This is a genomic window from Geomonas terrae, from assembly GCF_004791675.1.
Classification (GTDB): Bacteria; Desulfobacterota; Desulfuromonadia; order Geobacterales; family Geobacteraceae; genus Geomonas; species Geomonas edaphica.
The window spans coordinates 1,390,141-1,417,060 of sequence record NZ_SRSC01000001.1 but is presented as its reverse complement, the minus strand read 5'-3'; the positions used below and the strand labels follow the sequence as shown (position 1 = coordinate 1,417,060).

The window sequence follows — 26,920 nt, the reverse complement described above, 5'->3', positions numbered from 1 at the left end:
CTTAAGCCGGTAACCGGTCTCTTTTAGAAGCTGATCTTCGTGCGAAGGGCCAGCGCCACCACATCGTCGTTCGCCCTGATCCCCGCAGGGTTCGCCAGGTACTGCACCACCGGCGAGATCTGGATCTGCTCGCTCACCTTGTAGTTGTAGTAAAGCTCGGCGAGCCTTTCCTGGGCGTCCGCCACCGCTCCTGCCCCCTTCACCTGGCCGTAGGCGAAACCTAGCACGTCGTCCTTGCGTCCGGGAACCGCCCCCTGGTACTGCCCGCCGACGCTCCAGGCCTGGTTGACGGCGTAGACGTCCCGGTCACGCTCGCCGTAGCGGGCGAACAGGGTCAGCTTGTCGGTAACCTGCTGATCGAAACTCACGCCGAAGCTGTAGGCGTTCTTTTTGGTCAGCTTGCTTGCACCGTCCGGCTCGGCGCCGTCCACCGCGGCATAGACGCGGTAGTTCCCCTCGAGCTCCCCCACCTTGTGCTTGTAGGTAAGCTCGGCGATGCCGAAGCCGTGGTCGAAGATGTTCGCGCTGTCGGAGTTGTCGGTACTGTCGGCGTCTCCGCTGCCGTAGCCGATCCCGAGGGTGATAGGCTCGGCGAGCTTCGCCAGGATTCTCGCGCCGGGGCCGTTGGCCGGGAACGGGAGCACGGCGGAGTGGACGAAGGCGGGGGAGAGGAACTGGCTGTTCTCGTCGTTGGCTACCGTGTTGGAGTCGAAATAGTTGGAGAGGTCCACCTTGCCGGCGGTCAGCAGCAGGTGGTCGTTCAGCGCGGAGTGCTCGATCCAGGCCTCGCGGAAACGGACCCGGTCTCCGGTGGAACCGGCAACGCCGTTCAGCCCAGAGAAGGAGGGGACCTTGGCGTCGATGCCGTCGCCGCCGGTGGCTTCCACGTCGATCACGGCGATCGTGTTGTCCCCCACCTTGAAGTTGAAGACGAGGTCGGCACGCCCCACGACATCGGTGCTGTCCTTGGGCCTGTTGCCGATGGAGCCCTGCAGCACGCCGACCATGCCGCCGGAAAGGGCTATGTTCCTGGTGAGGGCGGTGAACTTGGTGCCGAGATCCTCGTGGCGGTTCTGGAAGGTTCTCGTGTTGACCAGCAGCATCTCGGCGCGCAGCTCTTCCTTGAGGTCGCTAAGCAGCACCAGGTCCTCCTTGTCCACCGCCTGGTTCCCTTCCTTCAGCACCTTCTCCGCCATTTTTTCGGTCAGAAGATGCACGGCGAGCGCCACGTCCATGCGGGTGCACTCCGCCTTCCCCTCCTGGAACTCCTTGGAGAAGAGACCCTCGACCTGGTACTTGTTCCCAAGACGCAGGATCTCCTGGCATGCCTTATGTTTGCACTCCACCTTTTCCGGAACGACGAGATCCGGGTGCAGGGCGAAGGCAGCACCGGAGCTTAGGAACAGGTTCCCCAAAAGGAACGCGGCGGCGACACTCATCTTCTTCATCTGAAACATAGATTCCCTCCTCTTTCTCTTTGTTACTCACGCTGCTGCATCAAACGTAGAGCAAGCACGATAATTACTGGATCAGCTTGTGACGTATGTCTTTTTAAAGTTATCGGACCCAGTTTATAAAACTGAATGCCAATTTCATTAGTGAATTAAAAAAACAGTTGTCCCTTTATCACTGCCACGGTTCTTCCAAAAGAAGAGACCGTGACACTGCATATGTGCCGTGAAACAGGGATGACGGTTATGCTATGACCGTATGGCCGGACTTTCAGCCCGACTGTGTCAGGCAGCGGCTGCACACACCGCGCAGTTCGATCTTCAGCGCCTCCACCGTAAAGCCCATGCTGCGGGCGACCGCCAACTGACGCTCCTCGATGGAGCTGTTGTCGAATTCGGTGACGGTGCCGCAGTCGCTGCAGACCAGGTAGTCATGCCGTTTGCCGTGCCCCGCGAGTTCGTAGCGGGTGAGCCCGTCGCCCAGGCTGAATTCCCGGGCGATGCCAGCGGCGGCGAAGAGCCGCAGCGCCCGGTAAACGGTCGCATGCCCTATGTGGGAGTGCTTGCTGCGCAAGATAAGGTACAGCTCGTCCATATGAGTGGGGCGATCAAGGTCCACGAACGCATCCAGGATCAGGTTGCGCTGCAGGGTCGCCTTGAGCCTTTTCTTGGTGAGAAAAAGGTGGAACTGCTCCTTCACCTTCTGTTTTTTCTGCGTCACTACCGCCTCGGTTTGAAGGAGGCTTCCCTCCCGGCATTCAAATACAATGACATCCACTTTCATCGAAGGCGCAAAAGCTCACAGAGCTGTAACGTCTTCCATCACGACCGCTCAGCTGCAGGCAAAACCTGACTTGAAATCGGTTATTTGATGCGATGCTCGGGTGGGGTCACACGTTGGTTTTGAAAATTGAATTCGTTTATAAAGGAGGGAGCCAGAGTTGTCAATATTTTTATTTTTAGGATTCTCAGAGGGTGCGCTGCTAGAGAAGGACGATCTTGTCGGGATAATCCATACACAGCCGCTCCAGGCTCCCGCCGGACGCGACATGCGCTATGACAATAGAGTCGGCCAGGTCAGCCATCAACAGGTTGCGCTGATAGCATTTCGACTCGCAGGGATGGCTGACGCTCTGCGCGTAGCGGGAGATGACCAGCAGGCGTCCGGCGTCGATCGCCCCCTCCCATTCCGGGGCCAGCCTGTTAAGCCCCCGCGCCATCGCGATGATGACGGGCTGGGCGCCCTGCAACAGCCTGCAGAGCACCTCCTTCTCCACCGGGGAGTGATACCCCGAGATTACGCAGGTCCCCGCCTCGCGCTGCTCGTCCGCCCACCGATAGGCCCTCTCCGCCGCCTCCCGGGGAAAGCGCCGCGAACACAGGAAAGCGATCTTGTGCAGTTTCAGTAATTCCGCGTTACCCACCGAGTGCATGTGCCACCCCCTTTGGCTTGATGCGGTGAGTATACCGCACCCAGCAGGGGCGCGCCCCTCCGCAAGCAGCCGGACGAGCGTCACTTTCCGCACCGTGCACCCCCTTGACACCGCAAAAATGATGATTATTTTAGGCGCAGAAACGGATCACACCGATCACGAAAGGAGGTATTCCACATGGCAAGTTGGGATGTTTTCAGAGAGCTGGACAACCTTAGGAGAGAGATTGACGAAGCGTTCCGTGGCGTAGGCTTCAGCCGGCCGTTTGGACCGACGTTCCTTTCCCCGACCACCGCCCGCCGCTTCCCGATGGTGAATTTCAGCGAGGACGAGGGGAGCGTGTACGTGCAGGCGCTGCTCCCGGGCGTCGACCCGAAGGACGTCGATCTCTCCGTGCTCAGGAACACGTTGACCATCAGCGGCGAGCGCCGGCCCTTCGCGGAAGTGAAGGGGATCATCCACCGCACCGAGCTCGGCTCCGGCAAGTTCAGCCGCACGCTCGAGCTCCCGGTCGACATCGACCCGAACAGGATCACCGCTCAGTGCAAGGACGGCATCATGACCGTCACCATGGCCAAGGCGGAACACGCGAAACCGAAGAAAATCGAGATCAAGCTATCGTAACGATAAATCAATGACGAAGGAGGTCATGACTATGGCACCCAACAGCTTGACGGAAAGAAACGACGCAATGAACGTACAGCCCCGTGAGGAGACGAGGTCCAACGAGAGGTTCATACGCCCCGCAGTCAACATCATCGAAACCGAGGAAGGACTTTTCGTCACCGCCGACCTCCCCGGTGCGGCGAAGGACAGCATCGACGTGAACGTGGAGAAAGGGGTGCTCACCATCAGCGCACCCGTGGAGGTCTCCATGCCCGGGACCCCGGCCTACCGCGAGTTCGAGCTGGGCAGCTACTTCCGGCAGTTCACCATCCCGGAAACACTCGACCACGGCAAGGCGAAGGCCGATTTCGTTAACGGCATCCTGACCCTGCGCATACCGAAGGCCGAGATCGCGAAGCCGCGGCGCATCGAGGTGCAGGTGAGCTGAGAAAAGGTAGGAGACAAAAGGTGCAAAGAGGGCCGCTCACGCGGCCCTTTTCGTTTCGAGTTTTCCCTTGATGCGAAGGCCCGCTGCAGGTGCCTCAGGTGCGGAACTGGCGCATCAGGCCGAGCAGTTCCTCCGCCTGCTGCGCCAGGCCGGAGGCCGCGGAAACCGATTCCTGCGCGCCCCGCGAGGTCTCGTTCACTACCGTGGTGATCTGCTGGATGTTGCTCGAGATCTCCCCGGTGGTCGCCATCTGCTCCTCTGCCGCGGTGGCGATGTGGCTCACCTGGGTGCTCACGGCGTCCACCTGGGCGAGGATCATCTGCAGCGACGCCTCGAGCTGGGCCGCCGCCGTTGCTTCCTGCTCGGCGCCGCGCACGCCGTTTTCCATGAGCACGATGGCGGTCTTGGTCTCGTTCTGTATCGCCTTGATCATGTCGCTGATCTCCTTGGTGGCGCGGGTGGTCCGCTCGGCCAGCGCGCGCACCTCGTCGGCCACGACGGCGAAGCCCCTACCCTGCTCGCCGGCCCGCGCCGCTTCGATGGCGGCATTGAGGGCGAGGAGGTTGGTCTGATCGGCGATATCCTCGATGGTCGCCACGATGGCGCCGATCTGGTCGGAACGCTCGGCAAGCGACTCGATGTTCTTCGAGTTCGCCCGCGCCTCTTCACCGCGCTGCCGGATCCCCTGAACGGTACGCTGCACCACCTGGAAACCTTCCTCGGTGGTTGCCGCCGCGTCGCGGGCGCTGGTGGCGGCAAGGTGGCAGTTGTGGGCTATGTCCGCAGACGTCGCAGCCATCTGCTCGCTGGCCACGGAGACGGTGGTCGCCTGGGCTGCGACCTCTTCCGTCCCCACGGAGATCCGTTCCGCGCTCCCCCTCAGCACGTTTGAGGCATCGAAGAGGCGTTGCGCCGTTTCGGAGAGGCGCCCGATCACCCCCTTGAGACTCTTCGTCATAGTGGCGAAAGCCCCGCCCAGGTGACCGATCTCGTCGTCGGAGGAGCACTCGACGTCGACGTTCAGATCACCCTGTGCGATCTGCTCAGCCTTCACCGCGAGATCGCGCAGAGGCGTGCTCATCAGGTAGGCGATGACGTACGCCATGCCCATGCCGATCACGAGGCAGGCCGCCAGCGCAACGATCACCCATTTGCGCGCCCCGGAACTGCTTTGATCCATGGTCTCGGTCTCGGCCACGGTCTGCTTGACCTGCACCTCCATGAGCTCGTCGAGCGCCTTCAGCGCGGCATTGAAATGGGTGCTTGAGGCGCCGCGGATTAGGGTGCCGGCCTCGACGTCCTTGTTCGCCTGGGCCAGTGCGCTGATCTCCGGATCCTCCGCGAGGTAGAGCGTCAACTCCTCGGAAAACTTGTCAAAGAGCCGCTTTTCATCGGGGCTGTCCATGAGCTTGCCGAAGCTCGCCATCTCGCCCTTCAGTTTCTCCTGCATTTCGGCGTTTCTCTTGACGTACTTCTGCACGTCCTTCGTGTCATCCGACACGATCTGGAGCAGCTCGCCGCGCCGATAGCTCCCGAAGTAGTCCTTGATCTTTGAAATCGAAAGCAGGCTCGGCATCTGGCGCTGGGCCAGATTGCCGGCGGAGTCGCTTATGGACCCGAGCCTGAAGATGGTGAATCCCCCCAGGATGGCGGTGAGAAACAGGAGGATGAGGAACGATAAAACAAGCTTCGTGCGAATGGAGGAATCTCTGAACCACTGCATACGGCCTCACTTTTGCGTCACCGCGGCCTCGCCCGGGACCAAGTCTTGACTAGATGCCTGATTTATCGACAGACTCCGGAGCTGCTTGAGAGGAAAATCCGTTCACAACCTCACCACGACCCTCCCCCTGACACCGCCTTGCAGGATCAGCCCGATCTTCTCCTCTAATCCGTCCAGCGTCACCTCGGTCGCCATGCTATCGAGCATTTGCGGCTCCCAGGGCCCGGCCAGGCGGCGCCACACCTCCTGCCTCGGGACCGAAGGGCAATGCGAAGAGTCGATGCCGATGAGCGTCACGGCGCGAAGGATGAAGGGATGGACGTTCACTGGGAGCTCGGCCGAGCCTACCAGGCCGCAGCAGGTGACGGTCCCCCCGTAGCGCGTCGACTTAAGCACCGCGGAGAGGGTCTCTCCCCCCACCACGTCCACCGCCCCGGCCCAGCGCTCCTTCATCAGGGCGCGCTCCACTCCCGCGGTCACCTCCTCACGGGAAATGACCTGTGCCGCACCCAACTCCTTGAGAAACGCCTCGTCGGCCGCCTTGCCGGTAGCCGCCACCACCCGGTATCCCGCCTTGGCGAGGATGCTGACCGCGATGCTCCCGACGCCGCCGGTCGCCCCGGTGACGAGGATCTCGCCGCTTTCCGGCCTCACCCCCGCCCACTCGAGCTTCAACACCGAGAGCCCCGCGGTGAACCCCGCAGTGCCGAGCATCATGCTCCGGCGTGGGGAAAGCCCCTGCGGGAGGTGCACCGCCCACTTCGACGGAACCCTTATGTACTCCCCCCAGCCGCCGTCGGTCTCCATCCCGAGGTCGTACCCGGTAACAATCACCTCGTCTCCCGGCGCGAAGGCGTCATCGCTGCAGGAAACAACCTCCCCCACGGCATCGATCCCAGGGGTGTGCGGGAACTGCCTGGTCACCCCCGGATGCCCCGTGGCCGACAGGGCGTCCTTGTAGTTGAGCGAGGAGTAGCACACCCGCACCAGGAGCTCCCCCTCGGGGAGATCGTCCACACGGCGTTGCGCGATGCTCCTGGTAAAAGAGCCATCCGGCGCTTTCTCGACCACCAGCGCCTTAAACCGTACCTCCGAATCCATGCCTGCCTCCTATCCGACCGCCGCTCCGCCTGCCGGTTGGCAACGACGGAGCGCTCGTCCGCGAAGATGAATTGTCGTCCCCTTTTAGACTCATGAATGATAATGGTTCAGGCGGCAAGGTCAAGCGAGTGGGAAAGAAGCTGGGAAGGGGGAACACGCGGGGGCGACATGGACGCACCCAGAAGGAGGAAGGAAGGCTAATTGTCTTTATACGGCAGCATGGGAATAGGCCTTGGGGGAGCAATGCTCTTCACCCTCCCAGCAGACGACACGGTTTCTACCCTTCGTTTTGGCGCGGTACAGTGCCTTGTCCGCCGCCTCGACAAGATCCAGTCTGTTGGCTTCCCGCAGCGGCGCCATGGACGCCACTCCTGCGCTGATGGTCACCACCTCCGCGGCCTCGGAATGGCCGTGGGTGGTGTTGAGCGCCTCGACCGCGCGCCGGCAATCTTCGGCGACGGCTGCCGCCTCCTCCAGTGCGAGCCCAGGCAGAAGCAGCACGAACTCCTCACCGCCGTAACGTGCAGCGGTATCGGCCGAGCGCCGGGCATGGGCGCCGATGGCGTCGGCCACCGCCTTCAGGCAGTTGTCTCCGGCCTGATGTCCGTAGTTGTCGTTGAAGTTCTTGAAGAAGTCGATGTCGAGGAGGATGAGGGAGATCGGCATCTCGGTACGCATGGCGCGCGCCCACTCCTGGTCGAGCATGACCTCGAAGTGCCTGCGGTTGCCGAGGTTCGTCAGGGCATCGGAAATCGACAGGCGTCGCAGCTCGAGGGTCGCCTTCTGGAGCTGGCGGTTTTCGTGCTCCAACAGGTTGGCGTTCAGGAAGTCGCGGCGCAGGTAGTTCTCCATGAGGGAGTTCGAGAAGGCGCCGATGATGATGGTTGCCACGATGCTGAAGCTGTTCTGGATCAGGATGGTTTCATCGGTTTTGTTGATGAAGATCGCCACCGCCTCGTAAGCGAGCGTGGTCGCCACCGCCCAGCTGACGGCGTAGCGGAGCCTGAGACTCACGAAGGTGAAGGCGCCCATGATGAGGAGCAAGAGGCCGGAGTAGTAGTAGTTCTTGGCGGGGGTCGGGTCGTAGTAGACCATCCCGACGATGCCGAGGCTTCCCACCAGCATCACCAGCCAGAGGACCGGTTGGGTGAAGCGTCTCAGGTGGGCAGAATAGGTGAAGGCGAGACCGGCAAGGACAGTGGGGCAGACGATGGCGTACCTGATGGTCCACATGTGCGCCCGGTCGGCGGGCAAAAGCATGAGGTCGACGACCCCGAACACCGCGTAGAGCATGAGGCCCGTGAGGAGGGCGACCCGCACGTGCTTCAGTGTTTTTTCGCAGTAGTACCTGTCGAAGGTGGACTCCAGCGGTTCCGGGAAGCGCGCGGAGCGGAGTCCCGCCTCTCCCAGCGCTTTCTTCGCTGCGGCAACCATCTCCATTTCAGGATTCGGTTCGACCATGTGCACGTTTATGTCTATGTTATGCATAGCTCACTCACAGGCGCAGCTTAGGAAAGTATCAAAATAGCAATGAACTGTCATAAACGACAGCTAACAGTATACCAGCCGCCCCCCATACGCAACCATTGATGCATTCACATCATGTGAGTTCAGTCACATAAATACGTGAAATCAGCAAATACACGACCTAAAGAGCCCTTTGAGGCATTTCCTATCCCACAGTTTTTCACGCCCGATCGCAGAAGGGGGACTGGCTCCGTAGGTGCCAGTCCCCCTTTTCCGTCTCACGGCAGTCAGCGTTCAGGTCTTCCGGTCAAGGCTGCGGTACTGGATCGCCTCGGAGATGTGGTGCTCCTGGATATTCTCGACGCCCTCGAGGTCGGCTATCGTCCTTGCCACCTTGAGGATCCTCGTGTAGCTCCTGGCACTGAGACCGAGGCGGTCGGTGACCACTTCAAGCATACGGTTTCCGGCCTCATCCGGCTCGCAGAACTTGCGGATCATCCTGGCGGTCATCTGCGCATTGCTCCTGACGCGGGTTCCCTTGAAGCGCTCCTTCTGGACTTCCCGCGACCTCGACACACGCAGGGCGATCGCCGCCGAACTCTCGGTCTCGCCACGGTCCGAAAGGTCGCGGTACTTGACGGCGGGCACCTCGATGTGAATGTCGATCCGGTCCAGGAGCGGCCCGGAAACCCTGGAACGGTAACGGTGGATCATGAGCGGCGTGCACGAACACTGATGCACAGGGTCGGAGAGGTAGCCGCAGGGGCATGGGTTCATGGCGGCGACGAGCATAATGCGGGAGGGATAGGTGACCGAGGAGAGCGCGCGGGAGATGGTGACCCGGCCGTCTTCCATCGGCTGGCGCAGCACCTCGAGGACGTGCTGCTTGAACTCGGGGAGCTCATCCAGGAAGAGCACCCCGTTGTGGGAAAGCGACACCTCGCCGGGCTTTGGGGTGTTACTGCCGCCGATCAGCCCCACGTCGGAGATGGTGTGGTGCGGGGAGCGGAAGGGACGGGTGGAGATGAGCGCGTGGTCCCGCTCCAAAAGCCCCATGACGCTGTAGACCTTGGTCGTCTCGATCGCCTCCTCGAAAAGCATGGGGGGGAGAATGGAGGGGATGCGCCGCGCCAGCATGGTCTTGCCGGAGCCGGGCGGGCCGATCATCAGGAGGTTATGGCTTCCGGCCGCGGCCACCTCGAGGGCGCGCTTCGCGTGCTCCTGACCGCGCACTTCGCTGAAATCGTCGCCGGGGTCGCCTCCCTGCCCGAAGAGGGCGTCGATGTCGGCGCGGTACGGGACGATGTCCCGGTTGCCGTTCAGAAACTCCACCACCTCGGCGAGCTCCGTCACACCGATCACATCGACCCCCTCGACGACACCTCCCTCGGCAACGTTCTCGGCGGGGATGATGATCCCGGCGAGCCCCGCCTCGCGTGCGGCGACGGCGACGGAGAGACAGCCACGGACCGGTTTCACGCCGCCGTCCAGCGACAGCTCCCCCAAGAGGATGTAGCGCTTCAAAAGCCCTTCCTTGATGACACCGGTGGCGGCGAGGATGCCGATGGAAATGGGGAGGTCGAAGGAGGCTCCTTCCTTCCTTACGTCTGCGGGGGCGAGGTTGACGGTGATCTTGCGGTTGGGGAAATCGTAGCCGGAGTTCTTGAGGGCGGCCTTGACGCGGTCCTTGCTTTCCTTGACCGCGCCGTCGGGTAGGCCGACGGTGGAGAGTTGGGGAAGCCCCTGGGCGATGTCCACCTCGACGTCGACGAGAATGGCATCTATACCCACAAGCGCGCTGGAAAAGACCTTGGCAAGCATGAGAACCCCCAACTGAAGGTGAAGGGTGAGTTCCTGCGGTCGCTGCGGTGGTGCGCTGCTTCTGGTTCGGCGACCCTCTTGCCTTCTCCCTCCCCCCGGGAGGGGAGGGAAAAGGAAGGGTAATTAGGCTTTCAGCATTTCGAGGTAGCGGTCGGCGTCGAGAGCGGCCATGCAGCCGGTGCCGGCCGAGGTGATCGCCTGCTTGTAGTTTCTGTCCTGCACGTCACCGGCGGCGAAGACCCCCGGGGTGCTGGTCGCGGTGGAGTTACCTTCGTAACCGCAGGCAGTGCGGATGTAACCCTCGTCCATGTCGAGCTGCCCCTCGAAAAGATGGGTGTTCGGCTGGTGTCCGATGGCGATGAAGCAGCCATGCACGTCAATCACCTTGTCCGAACCGCTCTTGTGGCGCAGGCGAACTCCGGTCACGCCGGACGCGTCCCCCAGCACCTCTTCCAGCTGATGGTTCCACTCGATGGTGACGTTGCCGCCGTTTTTGGTCTTCTCGATCAGCCGGTCGGCGATGATCTTTTCGGCGCGGAACTTGTCCCTTCTGTGCACAACGGTAACGTGGCTTGCGATGTTGGAGAGGTAGAGGGCCTCCTCTACGGCCGTGCTGCCGCCGCCGATTACGGCGACCGGCTTACCGCGATAGAAGAAGCCGTCGCAGGTGGCGCAGGCGGAAACGCCCTTACCTTTAAAGGCGTGTTCAGTCGGAAGCCCCAGGTATTTCGCCGAGGCGCCCGTGGCGATGATCAGGGCGTCGCAGGTGTACACGCCGCTGTCCCCTTCGAGGACGAAGGGAGGCTTCATCACCTGTGCCTTGTTGATGTGGTCGAAGATGAACTGGGTACCGAAGCGCTCGGCGTGCTGGCGCATCCGCTCCATGAGATCGGGGCCCATGACCCCATCAACATCGCCCGGCCAGTTGTCCACATCAGTCGTCGTCATCAACTGCCCCCCCGCCTGCAGCCCGGTAATGAGGACCGGGTTCAGGTTCGCACGCGCCGCGTAGATCGCTGCGGTGTAGCCCGCGGGACCTGATCCTAAGATGATGAGACGATGGTGCATCGGTTCCATTTGTAAAAACCTCCGACTGAAATTTAGCCCGAAAGATAGCAGTATATATTCAAAATTGCAAGGTACCACGCCGCTAACGCATTGACCCGCATAGTCAGCTCTGTTAAGATTCAGGGCATTGTTCCGTATAATGAAAAGGAGGCGAATTGTGAAAAAAATCGTAGCTTTACTTGCATTATCCCTGTCCATTTTGGGGGGCACCCAGGCCATGGCCAGAGATATAAACTTCTCCAGCGCCATCTCCCAGAAAGCCTTCAAGGACCTTACCAGGGAGGCGGGCGCCGCCCTCTCCTACCGTAATACCGCACCCGCGGAGCCGCTCGGCATCACCGGTTTCGATGCTGGGATAGAGGTTTCGGCCATCGACATCAGCGGCAGCGGCTACTGGGAAGCAGCCTTCGGCAACGATGCACCGTCGTACCTCGTTATTCCGAAACTGCGCGCAAGGAAGGGGCTTCCCTTCGGCATCGATGTCGGCGCCATGTACTCTTATGTTCCTGACTCCAACATCAAGCTCTGGGGCATCGAGGTGAGCAAGGCGATTCTGGAAGGGACCGCTGCGACGCCGGCGCTCGGCGTACGCGCCACCTACACCAGGCTCTCCGGCGTCAGCGATCTCGACCTGCAGACCACGGGGATCGACGCCTCCATCAGCAAGGGGTTCCTGTTCCTCACGCCGTACGCCGGCGTGGGCGGGGTATGGGTGAACAGCGAGGCAAAGGGTGACCTGAAGGCCATGGCGGCCGCTGCGGGTGCCCCGCTCGACACGGAAAATGTGTTCCAGCCGCGCATCTTCGGCGGCGTAAAGATCACTCCGTTCCCGCTTCTCGGCATTACTGCCGAGGTCGAATACCAGGAGCGCCCCATCTACTCGCTGAAGGGAGCCATTAGCTTCTAACTACTGCACCAGGGAGGGGCTTTAGCCCCTCCCGCCGGGGTACACCATGCACGCCCACGCCGACACCCATCTCGACCAGAGCATCACCGGACGCTTCAAGTACGCCATAGTCCTCACCTCGCTGACCCTGGTGGCGGAACTGGTCGGAGGCATCTGGACCAACTCGCTCGCACTCCTATCCGACGCGGCGCACGTGTTCCTCGATCTCTTCGCCCTGCTCCTCTCCCTGGGCGCCATCAAGCTCGCCTCCTACCCGGTGAGCGACACCCGCACCTTCGGCTGGCACCGCACAGAGGTCTTCGCCTCCTTCATAAACGGCAGCACCGTCTTCATCATCGCCGGCATCATCTGCTACGAGGCGGTCGGCCGTTTCATGCATCCCGAGGCGGTGAAGAGCCTGGAGATGCTGATCATCGCCGTGGTGGGCCTGGTTGCGAACCTGCTCTCCGCCAGCGCACTTCACTCGCATTCCCACGACGACCTCAACGTGCACAGCGCGTTTTTGCACGTGATCGGGGACGCGGCGGCCTCGGTCGGCGTCATCGTCGGCGGCATCGTCATGTACTTCACCAACTGGTACCTTCTCGACGCGATCATCTCCATGGGCATCGGCTTCATCATCTTCTGGGGCTCGTGGCGCGTGATGCGGGAATCGGTGCACATCCTGTTGGAAGGGGTGCCGCGCGGGATAGACGTTAAGCAGGTGGCCTTCGCCATCAGCGAGGTGGAGGGGGTCGAAGAGGTGCATCACCTGAACATCTGGACCATCTGCTCGCACATCATCGCGCTATCCGCGCACGTTGTGGTTCCGGAGCAGTACCAGGACGAACACGACAAGATCATCGGCAAGATCGAGGAGAAGCTCTTCCAGCACTTCCACATCTCCCACACCACGCTGCAACTGGAAAAGACCCGCTGCACCGAGGTGCAGGGTGCTAAACAGTTCCGGCACCGGCCGCGCGCCTCCGCAGTGGCGCACGCGCATGCGCACCCGCACCAGCACCCGCACGGCAGTTGCTCGGGGCACCATCACGACCATACACATTGATTGGACGGTAGACTAGATGCTTGATTACGAATTGATCCTCGACGCGGCCCAGCGGCTCAAGAAAAGGGTGCGTCGCACGGAACTGATCCACGCCCACCACTTCAGCGAGCGGCTCGGCTTCCCCCTCTATTTCAAATGCGAAAACCTGCAGCGCACCGGCGCCTTCAAGATCCGCGGCGCGCTCAACTTCATGACGGCACAGCCGCGCGAGGCCTTAGCCGGCGGCGTGATCACCGCCTCGGCGGGTAACCATGCCCAGGGTGTCGCCTTCTCCGCCGACCTGCTCGGCGTGAAGGCGGTGGTCTACATGCCGGAGAGCACGCCGCCCCAAAAGGTCTTCGCAACCCGCGATTACGGCGCGGAAGTCGTGCTGGAAGGGAAGAACTTCGACGAGGCGTGCGCCGCAGCGCTTAGGCAGGCGGAACAGACCGGGGCCCTCTTCGTGCACCCCTTCAACGACCCCCTCGTCATGGCGGGCCAAGGGACCATCGCCCTCGAGATCCTCGAGGATATACCGGACGTGGCGAACGTGCTGGTACCGATCGGTGGGGGCGGTTTGATCGCGGGGGTCGCGCGTGCCATCAAGGAGACGCATCCCCATGTCAGGGTGATCGGCGTGGAATCGGCAGCGGCCCCTTCGATGCGTCATGCCGTGAAGGCGGGCGAAGTCGTCACCATCCCGATCAGGGCGAGCCTTGCCGACGGCATCGCGGTGAAGACGGCAGGGATTGATACCTTTCCCGTGGTGAAGGAGTACGTCGACGAGATCGTGCTGGTGGACGAGGAGGAGATCGCCCTTGCCATCGTCTCGCTCATGGAGCGGAACAAGCTGATGGTGGAGGGGGCCGGTGCGGTGGGCCTTGCGGCACTTCTGAACGGGAAGGTGAAGAAGCTTTCCGGGAAGACGGTGGCGCTTCTTTCGGGAGGGAACATCGACGTGAAGACCATCGCGGTGGTGGTCGAGCGCGGTCTTCTGGCGGCGGGGCGCTACCTGAAGCTGAAGGTGGAACTGGACGACGTCCCGGGCGCCCTGGCGCGGCTCGCCACCGAGATCGCCGAGGCACGGGCCAACATCTCCATCATCACCCATGACCGGCGCTCCGAGTCGTTGCCGATCGGGAAGACCGAGGTGCTGGTTGAACTGGAAACGCGCGGTGCCGAGCACATCCAGGAGGTGATCCGTCACCTGGGCAAGTGCGGATACCAGATCGAGGTCATGAGGTAACCTGCTCCGGCCGCCGCAATGCCAGTTGCGGCGGCCGCTTACTCAATCGCCGCCCTGCGACTCCCCCGCCTGCCCGTGTTCCTTTATCACACGTAAAAACGCATCGCCGTAGCGCGCCATCTTGTGCTGCCCCACGCCGGTTATCTTCAAGAGCTCCCACTTGTCCTTGGGCATCTGCGCCGCCATCTCGGCAAGGGTCGCATCGGGGAAGACGACATATGGGGGCACCTGCTGCTCGTCCGCAATATGCTTGCGCAGCTCCCGCAGCTCCTGGAAGAGCGCGCCATCGTAGCTCGGCTTCTTCGCCGCACTCTTCTTCTCGACCACCCTCGTGTCCCTGGGCTTCGCGAGCTCAAGCCTGGCCTCACCCCGCAACAGGGGACGCGCCGATTCCGTCAGCTTCAGCACCGAAAAATTCGCCATGTCCTGCTCCAGGTAGCCAAGGTGTATCAGCTGGCGCAGAAGGCTCCCCCAGACATCCTGTGCATGGTGCTTCCCTATTCCGAAGGTGGAAAGGTGGTCGTGCTTCAGCTCCAGGATCCTCTGGTTCTGCGAGCCGCGCAGCACGTCGATGACGTGCCCCATGCCGAAGCGCTGCCCCACCCGGTAGACGCAGGAAAGGGCCTTTTGTGCGTCCTCGGTGGCGTCGAAGCGCTCGGGCGGACTCTCGCATATGTCGCAATTGCCGCAGTCGTGCTCCAGCTTGTCCCCGAAGTAGCCTAGCAGGACGCGACGACGGCAGGTCTGCGCCTCGGCGAATCCCACCATACAGTTCAGCTTGTGCAGCTCGATCCGGTTCTGCTCCTCGTTGCCGCCGTTGCCGATAAGCCCGCGGGCGACCGCGATGTCGCCGTAGCCAAAGAGCAGGAGCGCGTCGGCGGGAAGTCCGTCGCGCCCGGCACGGCCAGTCTCCTGGTAGTAACTCTCGATGCTCTTCGGCATGTCGTAGTGCACGACGAAGCGGACGTTGGACTTGTCGATCCCCATCCCGAAGGCGACGGTCGCCACCACGACCTTGACGTCGTCCCGCAGGAAGGCCTCCTGGACCTCGTGGCGCTCGCGGTCCGGCAGCCCCGCATGGTACGCCGCGGCCTTGACGCCGGCCTCGCAGAGTTTCCTCGCCACCTCCTCGACCCTTTTCCTCGAGAGGGCGTAGACGATCCCCGCCTCGTCCTTGCGGCTGGCGAGAAAACCCATCAACTGGCTGAAGGGCTTGTTCTTTTCCACGACGGTGTAGCGGATGTTCGGGCGGTCAAAGCCGGTGAAGAAACAGGTGGCGTCCTTCAGCCCCAGGCGCGAGAGGATGTCGCCGCGGGTCTGCGCGTCGGCGGTCGCGGTGAGCGCAACCATCGGGATCTGCGGGAAGATCTCGCGCAGGATGCCGAGCTGGGCGTACTCGGGCCGGAAGTCGTGCCCCCACTGTGAGACGCAGTGCGCCTCGTCTATGGCGAAGAGGGAGATGTCGAGGCTCTTGATCCGCTCGATGAAACCGTCGGAAAGAAGCCGCTCGGGCGCCACGTAGAGGAGCTTCAGCTCCCCCGCGTGCAGCTCGGCCAGGACGCGGCGCGCCTCGGCCTCGCCGAGTGAGGAGTTGTAGCAGGCGGCGGCGATGCCGTTTTCACGCAGCGCGTCGACCTGGTCCTTCATCAGCGAGATCAGGGGTGATACCACGATGGCCGTGCCGGGAAGGCAGAGGGCGGGGACCTGGAAGCAAAGCGACTTGCCGCCGCCGGTCGGCATGAGCACGAAGGCGTCCCTGCCGGAGATGACCGTATCCACGATCTCCTGCTGCCGGGGACGAAAGGCCTTGTAGCCGAAGATATCGTTCAGGATCTGTATGGGGGAGAGTGGCATGGTCAAGCCTTTTGCAGGCGGGGAAGTTTTGCCGGCCGCATAGATGAAAACAGGTATGGGAACCTTGTCAAGCCGTGGCCGGTCAGAGGGCGCCGGCTGCCGTCGGAAGGGCGAGGTCGAGTCCGGCGATAAAGGCCTGAGTCCTGATGGCCCCGTTGGCCGGGTCCATGAGGTCCGGGCGCAGCAGGTCCTCGTAGCAGTCCAGGTCATGCCAAGGGGGAAGCAGCGGGGCGGAGAACCCGGAGGACTTCGCCTGCACGAGGCTCTTCTCAAGCACCTTCTCGGTGGACCAGGGGATGTCCCGAAACAGGGACCCGTACCCTCCCCGCAAGCCAACCAGGTAGTAACCGCCGTCCCCCGCCGGGCCGAACACCGCATCACTCCCCTGCTCCAGCGCCTTGAAGGCCTCCTCGATGTAAGCGACGGGAAGGTCCGGGGCATCGGTGCCGATCACCACGCAAGGCCCGTAACCCATCGACCTGAGCGTATCGCAGGCATGCTCAAGCCTCGTGCCGAGACCGCCGGCTGCCTGGGCAACCAACGACACTCCCGGCGCCGTCTCCCTGAAGAATGCGGATTCCCCGTCGTGAAAGAGGATCTTTTCGGCGTCAAGCGCCGCCACCCGCTCCAGGGTGTCCAGGAGCATGCAGCGGTAAAGGTCGGCGGCCTGCTGCGGCGACAGGGACGGAGACAGACGTGTCTTGACCTTTCCGGGGAGTGGAGTTTTGGCGAAGATGGCGAGCGCGCGTTTCATTAGATGCGTAAACCTTAAGCAGGTTAAATGAAGGATTAAAAGCTAGGGTTGTCCACAGTTTTCCGGCTTATCAACAAAGTTATCCACAGCATGGCAAGTCAAGTCGTTGACTTGCCCGCCGAGGATTATCGCTTGTCGCGTTCGATGGCGGCGTAGGCGGAGTGCTTGTGGATCGACTCGAAGTTTTCTGCCTCTATGGAAAACCACGTGATATTTTCCATAGATAGCAGCCGCACCGTCGCCTCGCGCACCATATCCTCGACGAAGCGCGGATTCTCGTAGGCCCGCTCGGTGACGAACTTCTCGTCCTCCCTTTTCAACAGGGAATAAACCGGCGAGGAACCGCACTCCTCGATCACCTCGATCAGGTCCTCGATCCAGATGAACTCGCTGTAGCGCACCTGCACCGTCATGATGGAGCGCTGGTTGTGGGCGCCGTAGCTCGAGAGTTCCTTGCTGCAGGGGCAAAGCGAGGTGACCGGCACCTTGATCCCGAGCACGAAGTCGAACGTGTCGGAAAGGGACGCGCTGAAGGTGCAGGTGTACTCCATGAGGCTCTTCGCCTTGGACACCGGTGCCTTTTTCTCTACGAAGTAGGGGAACTCCATCTCCAGGTGCGCGTTCGATGCGCCGAGCTTCTCCTTCATGGTGGCGAGGATCAGTTCGAGCTTGTCGAGGGCGATCTCCTCCCGGTACTTGTTCAGGATCTCCACGAAACGGCTCATGTGGGTGCCCTTGAAGTGGTGCGGCAGGTCGACGTACATGTTGATGCGGGCGATGGTGTTCTGGAACTTCTTGTTCTTGTCCATCACCACGATGGGATAGGAGACGTCCTTCACGCCAACCTTGCTGATCGGGATGTTGCGGGTGTCGCGGGTCAGCTGCACGTCGGTGAGTGGTTGCGCTTCTTTATTCTGATCGGTCACTTTGCTCATGCCTTTTTCCTCAGCGCTTCGCGTAGCGGACCGGGTCGGTCACGCCCAGTTCGGCGAAGCCTTTCAGGCGCAGGCGGCAGGAGTCGCACAGGCCGCAGGAGGCGCCGTCTTCGGTCGGATCGTAGCAGGAATGGGTCTTGCCGTAATCGACGCCCAAGGTGAGCCCGGTCCTGATGATCTCGGCCTTGCTTAAACTGATGAGAGGGGTGTGGATGGTCATCTTCTTCCCTTCAACACCCGCCTTGGTGGCGAGGTTCGCCATCGTCTCGTATGCCGCGATGTATTCCGGGCGGCAGTCGGGGTAGCCCGAGTAGTCGAGCGCGTTCACGCCGATGAAGATGTCGAAGGCGCCCAGCGTCTCGGCCCAGCCGAGTGCGAAGGAGAGGAAGATGGTGTTCCTCGCCGGCACGTAGGTGACCGGGATCTCCTCGCCCACCCCTTCCTTCGGGACCGCGATATCGGAGGTGAGGGCGCTGCCGCCCATCATCCTCAGGTCGAACTCGACCAGCATGTGGTCCACGGCCCCCATGGGGCGTGCGTTCTGCTTGCATACCGCCAGTTCGTGCTGGTGGCGCTGGCCGTAGCTGAAGCTCATGGCGTAGGGCTCGAAGCCCTGGTGCCTGGCGATGGCCATGCAGGTCGTTGAATCAAGTCCGCCGCTGTAAAGGATTACCGCTTTTTTCTTCATCACGTACCTCTGTGTTCTTTCAAAAAAAAAGGCCGCGCCGGCGATTCCGGTGCGGCCTTGTCGACTACTCCACGAAGCTCTTCAGCTTCTTCGCCCGGCTCGGGTGCCTGAGCTTCCTGAGCGCCTTGGCCTCGATCTGCCGGATCCTCTCGCGGGTGACTTCGAAGTCCTGACCCACCTCTTCCAGGGTGTGGTCGCTCTTCTCGCCGATCCCGAAACGCATCCTGAGGACCTTCTCCTCACGCGGCGTCAGGGTGGAGAGCACGCGGGAGGTCTGCTCGGAAAGGTTCGCCTTGATGACCGCCTCGAGGGGGGATACCACGCCCTTGTCCTCGATGAAGTCGCCAAGATGGGAATCCTCCTCCTCGCCGATCGGAGTCTCCAGGGAGATCGGCTCCTTGGCGATCTTCAGGACCTTTCTCACCTTGTCCAGCGGCAGCGCCATGCGCTCGGCGATCTCCTCCGGGGAGGGCTCGCGGCCGATCTCCTGGACCAGCTGGCGGCTGGTGCGGATCAGCTTGTTGATGGTCTCGATCATGTGCACCGGGATACGGATGGTGCGGGCCTGGTCCGCGATGGCGCGGGTGATGGCCTGACGGATCCACCAGGTGGCGTAGGTGGAGAACTTGTAGCCGCGCTGGTACTCGAACTTGTCCACCGCCTTCATGAGGCCGATGTTCCCTTCCTGGATCAGGTCGAGGAACTGCAGACCGCGGTTCGTGTACTTCTTGGCGATGGAAACGACCAGGCGGAGGTTCGCCTCGACGAGCTCGCTCTTCGCAAGTTTCGCCTTGTGCTCCCCTTCCTCGATGGCGAGGAGGGCGTTGGCGAGCTCGCTCGCCTTGAAGCCCGACTCCTGCTCGATCTTCTTGAGCTTCGCCTCGCTGGAGCGGTAGCGCTTCTCGAGCTTCTGCCCCTCCTCGAGGGTCATGTTCATCTTCTTGGAGAAGTCAGCATCGGAAGCCCCCTTGAGGCTCTCGAACGCGGGGAGGAAGACGTCCTTGACGGTACTGGTTTCCTTCTCGAGCTCGGCGATCTCCTGCATCACGGTGTCGACCTTGCAGGAAAGCTCCTTCAGACGCTGGGCGATCTTCTCGATGTGGCGGTCTTTCAGGCGCAGCGACTTGAGGGTCTCGGCCATCTTCACCTTGAGCTCGCCGTGCTCTGCGTTGAGCGCCTCGCTCTCCTTGGCGGAAACCTTCCCTTCGAGCGTGGTCTGGATCTGCTCCATGCGCTGGGACATCTCGCTGATCTCGTCGATGATGCCGAGCACGCGCAGGGCCTGAAGATCCTCTTCACCCTCTTCCAGAACCTCTTCCTCGACGTCCTTGGAGATCTCGATGGCGCCGATCTGCAGCTTGCGCAGACGCTCGCCCAGGTTGATGACCTCGCGCACGGTGATGGGGGTGTTCAGGATGACGCTGGCGACGTCGCGCTCGCCCACCTCGATCCTCTTCGCGATCTCGACTTCGCCTTCGCGGGTAAGCAGGGAAACGGAACCCATCTCGCGCAGGTACATGCGCACGGGATCGCTGGTGCGGCCGAGGGTGCCGGGCTCGAACTCGACTTCCTCTTCGTTACCTTCGTGCTCTTCCTCTTCCTCGAGGTCCATCTTGATCTTCGGGATCTTCACCTTCTGGGCGGAGTCCACGATCTCGATGTCCATATCGCCGAACATGCTCATCACGTCGTCGATCTGGTCGGAAGAGACGATGTCGGGCGGAAGCAGGTCGTTCACTTCCTCATAGGTGAGGAAACCTTTTTCCTTGCCCAGGTCGATGAGCTGTTTCACTTCGTCCATGCTTTTCTTGGCCATTTACCACGCTCCGCTACAGCTTGAATCCAGCTCCGCTACCGCTTGAATCCTACTATAGTAATTTCGATTTTTTATTACGCAACCGCTCAAGTTCAGCCAGGATCTCCAGGTAGCGCGGAGAATCCGGATCGACCGTGGCAAGCTCCCTCGCCAGGGCCTTGCCGTCCCCCTTGAGCGCCCTCCGTTCCAGAGCCTGGCGGCACTGCTCGAAGGCCTTGACCGGGTCAAGGTCCTCGAGGTGCGCGTCCTCCACGAACAGTGAGTAGAGACGGCTTCTTTCCTCGTGCGATTCGATCTGTTCCAACAACAGGGGGAGATCGAGTTCCCCGTCCTCAGGCTGCGCCAGGATGGACTCGGCGAGCTTTAGATGGCTGGCGCTGAAGAGCTTATCGGCGCCGTGCTCCCGAACTTTTGACACTACTTCGGGGTACTTCACCATCAGGGTCAAAAGCACCTCTTCGGTGCCGATTTTCTGCGGCGCCCCCTTCTGCGGGGGACGCGGGGCCTGCCGCGCGGGGATGCCGACCTTCTGGAGCAGCATGGCCCGGTCTATGCCGAGGGCCCGGCAGATCTCCTTCTCGTAAAGCCCGCGCTCCACCGGATCAACGATCTTTTGCAGCCTCGGGGAGACCTCGTTCACGAAGGCGACCTTCCCCTCCACGCTTCTCACGTCCAGGCGCTTTAAAAGCCCCTTGTAGAACGACTCGAAGATGGGAAGCGCCTTGTCCAGAAGCGGCTGGAACGCCTCGCCCCCCTCGCGGTTGATGAAGGTGTCCGGGTCGTCTCCCGAGGGAACCTCGACCACCCGTGCCGGGAACGCCTCTTCCAGGAAGAGCTCCATGGAGCGGACCGTCGCCTTGCGCCCGGCCTCGTCGCCGTCAAAGAGCATGAAGGTGCGCTCGGCGTAGCGGCGCAAAAGCTTTACGTGCGGCTGGGTCAGCGCGGTGCCGCAGGTGGCGACCACGTTGGTGAACCCTGCCTTGTACAGCGCCAGGTGGTCGAAATACCCCTCGACGACGATGGCGCTTCCCTTTTCCCGCATCCCCTTCTTGGCCAGGTCGACCCCGAAGAGGACCTCGCTTTTGCGGTACACCAGGGATTCGGGCGAGTTGATGTACTTGGGGAGCGAGTCGTCCATGACCCTCCCCCCGAAACCGATCGGGCGTCCGTGCAGATCGGCTATGGTGAAGAGGAGACGGTTTCGGAAGGTGTCGTAGTAGCCGTCCTTCCCTTCCCGCTTCCTCAGTAGTCCCAACTTTTCCGCTTCCGCCGCGGCTATTCCCTTTCTCTGCAGGTAGCGCGTGAGGCTGTCCCACCCTGCGGGGGCGAACCCCATGCGGTAGACGGCGGCAATCTCCGGGCTCACCCCGCGTTTCTCCAGGTAGGCCCTTCCGGCAGCACCCGCCTCGTCCGATTCCAGCACGCCGCGGTAAAACTCGCAGGCCAGCTCGTTGATCCGGTAGGCCTGTTCCTGCTCGTCAACCTTGCGCTTCTCTTCCCTCGTCAGGGGGCGTTCCGGAATCTCGACGCCGACCCTCTTGGCGAGGAACTTGACCGCCTGCGGGAAGGAAAGCCCCTCGATGCGCATGACGAAGTCGAAGGCGTTTCCGCCCACGCCGCAACCAAAGCAATGGAAGATGCCGCGCGCCGGGTTCACGTTGAACGACGCAGTCTTCTCGCCATGGAAGGGACACATCCCCTGATAGTTCGCCCCGGACTTCTTGAGGCTCATGTAGTCGGAGATTACCTGGAGGATGGGAGCCCTCTCGCGTACCTCCCTGACCTTGTCGTCCGGTATCATCGACACTGCTGCGGATCCTTTATTTCTTATGCGCTCCGTGCGAGGCCTGCGCTCCGGATGTCGCGCTCCCGTTTTCTTTAGCCTTATCCGCGGTGTTTCTCGCCACGGCACCTTCCCAGCCTGCCGCTATGTCCGCTCCCGTCGTGGCGAAGGCGGCTGCGGTCTTCGAGCTTCCGATCCACACCTTCACCTTCTCCGGCATCGGCTTCGTCGTGGCGAGGTACAGGATCACGCAGAGGATGAAGCCTCCCTGCAGGAAGCCGAACACGATGCCGCCGGCCCGGTTGATCCCGCCCAGGAGCATGACCTTGAGGACGACGGTTAGCAGATGCCCGAGGAAATAGAAGAGCATGCCGAGCAGCATGAAGATGAGGAGGAACGCCAGCGGCTGCGCCACCTGCGGGGGGAGGTTGATGAAATGCCTGATCCCCAGACTGAGAGAGGAATAGTATCGGAAGGCGGCCCAGCCGCCCGTGACGAGCCCCAACAGGGAACAGGCCTCGCGGACCAGCCCCTTAGAGAATCCCTTTGCCACGAAGAAAATCAGTACGACCCAGATAAGGATGTCGAGAAGGATCATGCAAACACCTGGTCAGCAGCCACAAAGCAAAAGAAGGGGGAATCGCTGCGATTCGCCCCTACTCATGACATCCGAACCCGCTGAAGTCCCCCCGGGAACGAGTCCCGGGGATTCTTTTCACGCGAGTTTTTCCTTCACAACTTCGCTCACCAATTTACCATCTGCACGGCCGGCGACCTGGGGCTGGATGGTCTTCATGACCTTGCCCATATCCTTGCCGCCGGTAGCGCCGACTTCCGCGATGACTTTCATCACCAGGGCTTCCAGCTCTTCCCGTGTCAGCTGCTGGGGGAGGTAGCCCATAAGGAGCGCGAGCTCCGCTTCCTCTTTATCCACCAACTCCTGCCTGCCTGCTTCCTTAAAGAGTCGGATGGATTCCCTGCGCTGCTTGCAGAGGGTAACGATGGTTTCGGTGATCTCGCTATCGTTCAGTTCACGCCTGAGTTCGATGTCGCGGTTTTTCACCGAGGAGAGTACCATGCGGATCGTTGATAAACGCAGGGTGTCGCGACTTTTCATCGCCTCCTTCAGTTCCGCGTTAAGTCTCTCCCTCAGTTGCATGAAACCCTCTTAGTCGACCATCTTGCGCTGTTTTTTCAGAGCGCGTTTGCGAGCAGCGATAGCCTTTTTCTTCTTCTTGATGCTCGGCTTCTCGTAGTGCTCTCTTTTACGGACCTCAGAAAGGATCCCGGCTTTTTCACACTGCTTTTTGAATTTCTTCAGTGCAAGCTCAAACGGTTCAGCTTCTTTTACCTTTACTCCCGGCATTCATATTCCCCCCCCTTCTCTAGCAAGATTTACAAACTTTGTGGGTACGGGCCGGCAGACAATATTCAAGGAACCAGCAATATACCATTGCCGTCTTTTTTGTCAAGGCAATTGTGCCAGTGTGGAACAGTTATCCGCGGGAGTTTTTCTCTTCTATGCCGGACATGCCGAAGCGACGCCTCAGCTCTGAGTACACCTCTTCCGGATCTATGTCATAGAAGCCGAGCAGAACGAGGCTGTGGAAGATAAGGTCGGCGGTCTCGTAGACGATCTCCTCGCGCTTGCCCCCCTTGCCTGCGATGACCACCTCGGTCGCTTCCTCGCCAAGCTTCTTGAGGATCTTGTCGATCCCCTTGGCCATGAGGCTCGCCGTGTAGGAGTTCTCACTCGGGTTAGCCTTCCTCTCCTGGATGACGCGGTAGACCGCGGCGATGATGTCGTCTTTGGGATCTTGCATCTTTTACTCCTGTGGGAATCTAGAGCCTTACCGGGACGCCGCGGCCGCGGAGGTAGGTCTTCGCCTCTTCGATGGTGTACTCGCGGTAGTGGAAGATGGAGGCGGCAAGGCAGGCGCTAGCACCCGCTTCGGTGAAGCCGTCGTAGAGATGCGAAAGCCCGCCGACACCGCCGGATGCGATCACCGGGATGCTGACCGCATCGACCACGGCGCGGGTGAGCGGCAGGTCGTAGCCGTCCTTCGTGCCGTCGCGATCCATGCTGGTGAGGAGGATCTCTCCGGCACCGAGCTCTTCCATGCGCTGCGCCCACTCGACCGCGTCGATGCCGGTCGGGTTACGGCCGCCGTGGGTGTAGACTTCCCAGCCGCCGTTGGCCTTGGAGCGCGCGTCGATGGCGACCACGGTGCACTGCGAACCGAACTTCTCCGCCGCCTCGTTCACGAACTCGGGACGGTGTACCGCCGCCGTGTTGATGGAGACCTTGTCGGCACCGGCGTTCAGAAGGCGCCGGATGTCGTCCACGGTGCGCACCCCGCCGCCGACGGTGAGCGGCATGAAGACGCGCTCCGCGGTGCGGCGCACCACGTCGATGATGATGTCGCGCTCGTCCGAGGAAGCGGTGATGTCGAGGAAGGTGAGCTCGTCGGCGCCCTGCTGGTCGTAAAGCTCGGCGATCTCGACCGGGTCCCCCGCGTCGCGCAGGCCGAGGAACTGGACCCCTTTCACTACCCGCCCACCCTTCACGTCAAGGCAGGGGATGATTCTCTTAGTCAGCATCTGGAACTCCGGATAACTTATTCCCCCTCCCCTTGCGGGCGGGGGTAGGGGTGGTTACCGCCTCTTGGTCAGCGCGATGGCTTCCGCGAGGTTGATGGCGCCGGAATAGATGGCCTTGCCGGTGATGACGCCGGTGACGCCGGAGGACTCGATGGCGATGAGGTTCTCGATGTCCTTTAAGGAGGAAAGGCCGCCGGAAGCGATCACCGGGATGTTGATCGACTCGGCCAGCGCCTTGGTCGCCTCGATGTTCGGTCCCTGCATCATGCCGTCGCGGCTGATGTCGGTGTAGATGATGGCGGAGACGCCGTCACCCTCGAACTGCCTGGCGAGCTCGGTTGCGGTGATGCCGGTTACCTCGGCCCACCCCTGCACCGCTACCATGCCGTTCTTGGCGTCGATGCCGACCACGATCTTACCGGGGAACTTGGCGCATGCCTCTTTTACGAAGGCGGGATTGCGCTGTGCCGCGGTGCCGATGATGACCCGGCCGATGCCGAGGGAAAGGTAGGCTTCGATGGTGGCTATGTCGCGGATGCCGCCGCCCAACTGGGTCGGGATGGTGACGGATTTGACGATGGACTCGATGGCGGAGCGGTTCTTCGGCTCGCCGGCGAAGGCGCCGTCCAAGTCGACGATGTGGAGGATCTCGCCGCCCTGGCGCTGCCACTCGGCCGCCTGCGCACCCGGATCGTCGTTGAAAACGGTGTCCTTCTCCATCAGCCCCTGCTCAAGACGAACGCAGCAGCCGTTTTTCAGATCTATTGCCGGAATAATGATCATTTCAATTCCTCATCGATATTTCAATATTCACTCGCCGTCTAATCCCTCCCCTCCCCGGGGAGGGTGGCCGAAGGCCGGGTGAGGGCGTTGCCACGAAGCGACATTGTTGCAGATTGCTGCGCCCTCACCCCCGCCCCTCTCCCGTAGGGCGAGGGGGGACAAGCCCACCAGCGGAGCAGGAGACTACTTCATCGCCGCGAAGTTCTTCAGCATCGCGAGCCCCTTATCCTGCGACTTCTCGGGGTGGAACTGGGCGGCGACGACGTTGTCGCGCCAGATGGCGGCGCAGAAGTCGATGCCGTAGTTGGTGGTCGCAGCGACGACGCTCTCGTCCTCGGGCTTCACGTAGTAGGAGTGCACGAAGTAGACGTTGGAACCGCTGTCGATCCCGTTGAAGAGCGGGGAGGGACGCTTTACGTCGAGCTGGTTCCACCCCATGTGCGGGACCTTCAGCTCCTCGCCGGCTTCTTGCATCCCTTCGGGGAAGCGGAGCACCTTGCCGGGGATGACGTTCAGCCCCTTGTGGATGCCGAACTCCTCGCTCTCGGTGAAGAGAAGCTGCAGCCCAAGGCAGATGCCGAGGAAGGGCTTTCCTTCCTTGATGACCTTGAGGATCGGCTCGACGAAGCCCCCCTCCTCGAGGTTCCTGATGCAGTCGCGGAATGCGCCCACACCCGGAAGCACGACGCGCTCGGCGTCCAGGAGCACTTTGGGGTCGGAGGTGACGACGGCATCGCAGCCGACCTTCTCAAACCCCTTCTGCACGGAGCGGAGATTCCCCATGCCGTAATCTATGATCGCGATCATCTCGTTCCTTCCTTAAAGCTTGCCCTTGGTGGACATGACCCCTTCGATACGGGAGTCCATCTGGGTGGCCATATCGAGGGCGCGGGCGGCGGCCTTGAAGCAGGCCTCGACGATGTGGTGCACGTTGTCGCCGTACATCACGTTCAAGTGGAGGTTCGCGCCGCAGTGGTTCACGAAGGCCTGGAAGAACTCGCGTACCAGCTCGACGTCGAAGTCGCCGATCTTCACCTTGGGAAGGTCGACGTTGTAGACCAGGTAGGGACGGCCGGAGAGGTCGGTGGCGACGCTCGCCAGGGTCTCGTCCATCGGAACGGTGGCCTGGCCGTAACGGCGGATGCCGCACTTGTCGCCGAGTGCCTCCTTGAAGGCGCTGCCGAGCACGATGCCGATATCCTCGACGGTGTGGTGGAAGTCGATGTCGATGTCGCCGTGGGCTTCGACCTTCAGGTTGAAGAGGCCGTGCCTGGCGAAGAGGTCCAGCATGTGATCCAGGAAGGGAACCGAAGTGCAGACCTGCGCCTCGCCCTTGCCGTCGATTTCGAGGGAGAGCTTGATCTGTGTCTCCCTGGTGATCCGTTCGATACTTGCCGATCTAGCCATG

Annotated in this window: 27 protein-coding genes; 5 read left to right on the top strand and 22 right to left on the bottom strand. The window is 61.6% G+C overall.

All coding sequences use genetic code 11. The features are described 5' to 3' along the window. Nucleotides 1–23 precede the first annotated feature (23 nt). The 3 genes from E4633_RS06040 to E4633_RS06030 form a co-directional block, all read right to left on the bottom strand. Nucleotides 24–1,457, bottom strand: coding sequence for a carbohydrate porin (locus E4633_RS06040; protein ID WP_135869325.1), 1,434 nt, complete (start codon nt 1,455–1,457; stop codon nt 24–26). 265 nt (nt 1,458–1,722) lie between these two features. Further along, nucleotides 1,723–2,172 carry a Fur family transcriptional regulator gene (locus E4633_RS06035; protein WP_136514939.1) on the bottom strand — a complete coding sequence of 150 codons (450 nt, stop codon included), beginning with the start codon at nt 2,170–2,172 and terminating at the stop codon, nt 1,723–1,725. A gap of 262 nt (nt 2,173–2,434) precedes the next feature. After that, the gene (locus E4633_RS06030; protein ID WP_135869323.1) at nt 2,435–2,884 is read right to left on the bottom strand and encodes a DNA-processing protein DprA; all 450 of its coding nucleotides are present in this window, start codon (nt 2,882–2,884) and stop codon (nt 2,435–2,437) included. Between the two features lie 177 nt (nt 2,885–3,061). Between E4633_RS06030 and E4633_RS06025 the strand changes: the two genes are divergently transcribed. Together E4633_RS06025 and E4633_RS06020 are read left to right on the top strand one after the other, a co-directional pair. Beyond that, nucleotides 3,062–3,508 (top strand): Hsp20/alpha crystallin family protein, encoded by a 447-nt coding sequence (locus E4633_RS06025; RefSeq protein ID WP_135869322.1) that lies wholly within the window; start codon nt 3,062–3,064, stop codon nt 3,506–3,508. Between the two features lie 31 nt (nt 3,509–3,539). Further along, on the top strand, nt 3,540–3,938 hold the full coding sequence (locus tag E4633_RS06020; RefSeq protein WP_135869321.1) for an Hsp20/alpha crystallin family protein: 399 nt from the start codon (nt 3,540–3,542) through the stop codon (nt 3,936–3,938). A gap of 94 nt (nt 3,939–4,032) precedes the next feature. On the opposite strand, the gene E4633_RS06015 is transcribed toward E4633_RS06020, so the two are convergent. The 5 genes from E4633_RS06015 to trxB form a co-directional block, all read right to left on the bottom strand. Beyond that, on the bottom strand, nt 4,033–5,661 hold the full coding sequence (locus tag E4633_RS06015) for a methyl-accepting chemotaxis protein (RefSeq protein WP_135869320.1): 1,629 nt from the start codon (nt 5,659–5,661) through the stop codon (nt 4,033–4,035). Between the two features lie 102 nt (nt 5,662–5,763). Beyond that, nucleotides 5,764–6,762 (bottom strand): YhdH/YhfP family quinone oxidoreductase, encoded by a 999-nt coding sequence (locus E4633_RS06010; RefSeq protein ID WP_135869319.1) that lies wholly within the window; start codon nt 6,760–6,762, stop codon nt 5,764–5,766. 207 nt (nt 6,763–6,969) lie between these two features. Beyond that, the gene (locus E4633_RS06005) at nt 6,970–8,250 is read right to left on the bottom strand and encodes a GGDEF domain-containing protein (protein ID WP_135869318.1); all 1,281 of its coding nucleotides are present in this window, start codon (nt 8,248–8,250) and stop codon (nt 6,970–6,972) included. Nucleotides 8,251–8,523: 273 nt separating this feature from the next. Beyond that, nucleotides 8,524–10,050: a YifB family Mg chelatase-like AAA ATPase gene (locus tag E4633_RS06000; RefSeq protein ID WP_135869317.1), complete on the bottom strand. Its 1,527-nt coding sequence runs from the start codon at nt 10,048–10,050 to the stop codon at nt 8,524–8,526. Nucleotides 10,051–10,173: 123 nt separating this feature from the next. Beyond that, nucleotides 10,174–11,127, bottom strand: a complete 954-nt coding sequence (trxB, locus tag E4633_RS05995) for a thioredoxin-disulfide reductase (protein ID WP_135869316.1) — start codon at nt 11,125–11,127, stop codon at nt 10,174–10,176. A gap of 208 nt (nt 11,128–11,335) precedes the next feature. On the opposite strand from trxB, the gene E4633_RS05990 reads away from it, so the two are divergent. The 3 genes from E4633_RS05990 to ilvA are packed head-to-tail and all read left to right on the top strand — an operon-like array spanning nt 11,336 to nt 14,298. Next, nucleotides 11,336–12,025, top strand: a complete 690-nt coding sequence (locus E4633_RS05990; protein WP_246037926.1) for a hypothetical protein — start codon at nt 11,336–11,338, stop codon at nt 12,023–12,025. A gap of 46 nt (nt 12,026–12,071) precedes the next feature. Further along, entirely contained in the window at nt 12,072–13,073 is a 1,002-nt protein-coding gene (locus E4633_RS05985) for a cation diffusion facilitator family transporter (RefSeq protein WP_135869314.1), read from the top strand. A 16-nt stretch (nt 13,074–13,089) separates the two neighbouring features. Then, nucleotides 13,090–14,298 (top strand): threonine ammonia-lyase, encoded by a 1,209-nt coding sequence (ilvA, locus tag E4633_RS05980; protein WP_135869313.1) that lies wholly within the window; start codon nt 13,090–13,092, stop codon nt 14,296–14,298. A 42-nt stretch (nt 14,299–14,340) separates the two neighbouring features. Here ilvA and recQ read toward each other — a convergent pair whose 3' ends face one another. The 14 genes from recQ to hisB all read right to left on the bottom strand — a co-directional run bounded on the left by recQ (nt 14,341) and on the right by hisB (nt 26,919). After that, on the bottom strand, nt 14,341–16,152 hold the full coding sequence (recQ, locus tag E4633_RS05975; protein WP_135869312.1) for a DNA helicase RecQ: 1,812 nt from the start codon (nt 16,150–16,152) through the stop codon (nt 14,341–14,343). 82 nt (nt 16,153–16,234) lie between these two features. Further along, nucleotides 16,235–16,906 (bottom strand): TIGR04282 family arsenosugar biosynthesis glycosyltransferase, encoded by a 672-nt coding sequence (locus E4633_RS05970; protein WP_135869311.1) that lies wholly within the window; start codon nt 16,904–16,906, stop codon nt 16,235–16,237. A gap of 125 nt (nt 16,907–17,031) precedes the next feature. Continuing rightward, nucleotides 17,032–17,841 (bottom strand): GTP cyclohydrolase FolE2, encoded by an 810-nt coding sequence (gene folE2 / locus E4633_RS05965; protein ID WP_135869310.1) that lies wholly within the window; start codon nt 17,839–17,841, stop codon nt 17,032–17,034. A gap of 10 nt (nt 17,842–17,851) precedes the next feature. Further along, on the bottom strand, nt 17,852–18,529 hold the full coding sequence (queC, locus tag E4633_RS05960) for a 7-cyano-7-deazaguanine synthase QueC (RefSeq protein WP_135869309.1): 678 nt from the start codon (nt 18,527–18,529) through the stop codon (nt 17,852–17,854). Between the two features lie 64 nt (nt 18,530–18,593). Further along, nucleotides 18,594–20,345, bottom strand: coding sequence for an RNA polymerase sigma factor RpoD (gene rpoD / locus E4633_RS05955; RefSeq protein WP_135869308.1), 1,752 nt, complete (start codon nt 20,343–20,345; stop codon nt 18,594–18,596). 52 nt (nt 20,346–20,397) lie between these two features. Then, the gene (gene dnaG / locus E4633_RS05950) at nt 20,398–22,152 is read right to left on the bottom strand and encodes a DNA primase (RefSeq protein WP_135869307.1); all 1,755 of its coding nucleotides are present in this window, start codon (nt 22,150–22,152) and stop codon (nt 20,398–20,400) included. Nucleotides 22,153–22,165: 13 nt separating this feature from the next. Then, the gene (locus E4633_RS05945; protein WP_246037924.1) at nt 22,166–22,726 is read right to left on the bottom strand and encodes a CvpA family protein; all 561 of its coding nucleotides are present in this window, start codon (nt 22,724–22,726) and stop codon (nt 22,166–22,168) included. A 117-nt stretch (nt 22,727–22,843) separates the two neighbouring features. After that, on the bottom strand, nt 22,844–23,287 hold the full coding sequence (locus E4633_RS05940) for a GatB/YqeY domain-containing protein (RefSeq protein WP_129124734.1): 444 nt from the start codon (nt 23,285–23,287) through the stop codon (nt 22,844–22,846). Between the two features lie 9 nt (nt 23,288–23,296). Then, nucleotides 23,297–23,494: a 30S ribosomal protein S21 gene (gene rpsU / locus E4633_RS05935; protein ID WP_011940832.1), complete on the bottom strand. Its 198-nt coding sequence runs from the start codon at nt 23,492–23,494 to the stop codon at nt 23,297–23,299. A 130-nt stretch (nt 23,495–23,624) separates the two neighbouring features. Then, nucleotides 23,625–23,951: a phosphoribosyl-ATP diphosphatase gene (locus E4633_RS05930; protein WP_135869306.1), complete on the bottom strand. Its 327-nt coding sequence runs from the start codon at nt 23,949–23,951 to the stop codon at nt 23,625–23,627. Nucleotides 23,952–23,970: 19 nt separating this feature from the next. Continuing rightward, complete coding sequence (gene hisF, locus E4633_RS05925; RefSeq protein ID WP_135869305.1) at nt 23,971–24,729, bottom strand: imidazole glycerol phosphate synthase subunit HisF; 759 nt, start codon at nt 24,727–24,729, stop codon at nt 23,971–23,973. 54 nt (nt 24,730–24,783) lie between these two features. Next, complete coding sequence (gene hisA / locus E4633_RS05920; protein WP_135869304.1) at nt 24,784–25,512, bottom strand: 1-(5-phosphoribosyl)-5-[(5-phosphoribosylamino)methylideneamino]imidazole-4-carboxamide isomerase; 729 nt, start codon at nt 25,510–25,512, stop codon at nt 24,784–24,786. Nucleotides 25,513–25,695: 183 nt separating this feature from the next. Beyond that, nucleotides 25,696–26,319, bottom strand: a complete 624-nt coding sequence (hisH, locus tag E4633_RS05915) for an imidazole glycerol phosphate synthase subunit HisH (RefSeq protein WP_135869303.1) — start codon at nt 26,317–26,319, stop codon at nt 25,696–25,698. A gap of 12 nt (nt 26,320–26,331) precedes the next feature. Further along, nucleotides 26,332–26,919, bottom strand: a complete 588-nt coding sequence (gene hisB / locus E4633_RS05910) for an imidazoleglycerol-phosphate dehydratase HisB (protein WP_135869302.1) — start codon at nt 26,917–26,919, stop codon at nt 26,332–26,334. Nucleotide 26,920 lies beyond the last annotated feature (1 nt).

What these genes read in the sequence shown, in the direction of transcription:
- E4633_RS06040 (WP_135869325.1), bottom strand. Translation starts at nt 1,457, where the DNA reads ATGTTTCAGATGAAGAAGATGAGTGTCGCCGCCGCGTTCCTTTTGGGG.
- E4633_RS06030 (WP_135869323.1), bottom strand. Translation starts at nt 2,884, where the DNA reads ATGCACTCGGTGGGTAACGCGGAATTACTGAAACTGCACAAGATCGCT.
- E4633_RS06025 (WP_135869322.1), top strand. Translation starts at nt 3,062, where the DNA reads ATGGCAAGTTGGGATGTTTTCAGAGAGCTGGACAACCTTAGGAGAGAG.
- E4633_RS06020 (WP_135869321.1), top strand. Translation starts at nt 3,540, where the DNA reads ATGGCACCCAACAGCTTGACGGAAAGAAACGACGCAATGAACGTACAG.
- E4633_RS06015 (WP_135869320.1), bottom strand. Translation starts at nt 5,661, where the DNA reads ATGCAGTGGTTCAGAGATTCCTCCATTCGCACGAAGCTTGTTTTATCG.
- E4633_RS06010 (WP_135869319.1), bottom strand. Translation starts at nt 6,762, where the DNA reads ATGGATTCGGAGGTACGGTTTAAGGCGCTGGTGGTCGAGAAAGCGCCG.
- E4633_RS06005 (WP_135869318.1), bottom strand. Translation starts at nt 8,250, where the DNA reads ATGCATAACATAGACATAAACGTGCACATGGTCGAACCGAATCCTGAA.
- E4633_RS06000 (WP_135869317.1), bottom strand. Translation starts at nt 10,050, where the DNA reads ATGCTTGCCAAGGTCTTTTCCAGCGCGCTTGTGGGTATAGATGCCATT.
- trxB (WP_135869316.1), bottom strand. Translation starts at nt 11,127, where the DNA reads ATGGAACCGATGCACCATCGTCTCATCATCTTAGGATCAGGTCCCGCG.
- E4633_RS05990 (WP_246037926.1), top strand. Translation starts at nt 11,336, where the DNA reads ATGGCCAGAGATATAAACTTCTCCAGCGCCATCTCCCAGAAAGCCTTC.
- E4633_RS05985 (WP_135869314.1), top strand. Translation starts at nt 12,072, where the DNA reads ATGCACGCCCACGCCGACACCCATCTCGACCAGAGCATCACCGGACGC.
- ilvA (WP_135869313.1), top strand. Translation starts at nt 13,090, where the DNA reads ATGCTTGATTACGAATTGATCCTCGACGCGGCCCAGCGGCTCAAGAAA.
- recQ (WP_135869312.1), bottom strand. Translation starts at nt 16,152, where the DNA reads ATGCCACTCTCCCCCATACAGATCCTGAACGATATCTTCGGCTACAAG.
- E4633_RS05970 (WP_135869311.1), bottom strand. Translation starts at nt 16,906, where the DNA reads ATGAAACGCGCGCTCGCCATCTTCGCCAAAACTCCACTCCCCGGAAAG.
- folE2 (WP_135869310.1), bottom strand. Translation starts at nt 17,841, where the DNA reads ATGAGCAAAGTGACCGATCAGAATAAAGAAGCGCAACCACTCACCGAC.
- queC (WP_135869309.1), bottom strand. Translation starts at nt 18,529, where the DNA reads ATGAAGAAAAAAGCGGTAATCCTTTACAGCGGCGGACTTGATTCAACG.
- rpoD (WP_135869308.1), bottom strand. Translation starts at nt 20,345, where the DNA reads ATGGCCAAGAAAAGCATGGACGAAGTGAAACAGCTCATCGACCTGGGC.
- E4633_RS05945 (WP_246037924.1), bottom strand. Translation starts at nt 22,726, where the DNA reads ATGATCCTTCTCGACATCCTTATCTGGGTCGTACTGATTTTCTTCGTG.
- E4633_RS05940 (WP_129124734.1), bottom strand. Translation starts at nt 23,287, where the DNA reads ATGCAACTGAGGGAGAGACTTAACGCGGAACTGAAGGAGGCGATGAAA.
- rpsU (WP_011940832.1), bottom strand. Translation starts at nt 23,494, where the DNA reads ATGCCGGGAGTAAAGGTAAAAGAAGCTGAACCGTTTGAGCTTGCACTG.
- E4633_RS05930 (WP_135869306.1), bottom strand. Translation starts at nt 23,951, where the DNA reads ATGCAAGATCCCAAAGACGACATCATCGCCGCGGTCTACCGCGTCATC.
- hisF (WP_135869305.1), bottom strand. Translation starts at nt 24,729, where the DNA reads ATGCTGACTAAGAGAATCATCCCCTGCCTTGACGTGAAGGGTGGGCGG.
- hisA (WP_135869304.1), bottom strand. Translation starts at nt 25,512, where the DNA reads ATGATCATTATTCCGGCAATAGATCTGAAAAACGGCTGCTGCGTTCGT.
- hisH (WP_135869303.1), bottom strand. Translation starts at nt 26,319, where the DNA reads ATGATCGCGATCATAGATTACGGCATGGGGAATCTCCGCTCCGTGCAG.
- hisB (WP_135869302.1), bottom strand. Translation starts at nt 26,919, where the DNA reads ATGGCTAGATCGGCAAGTATCGAACGGATCACCAGGGAGACACAGATC.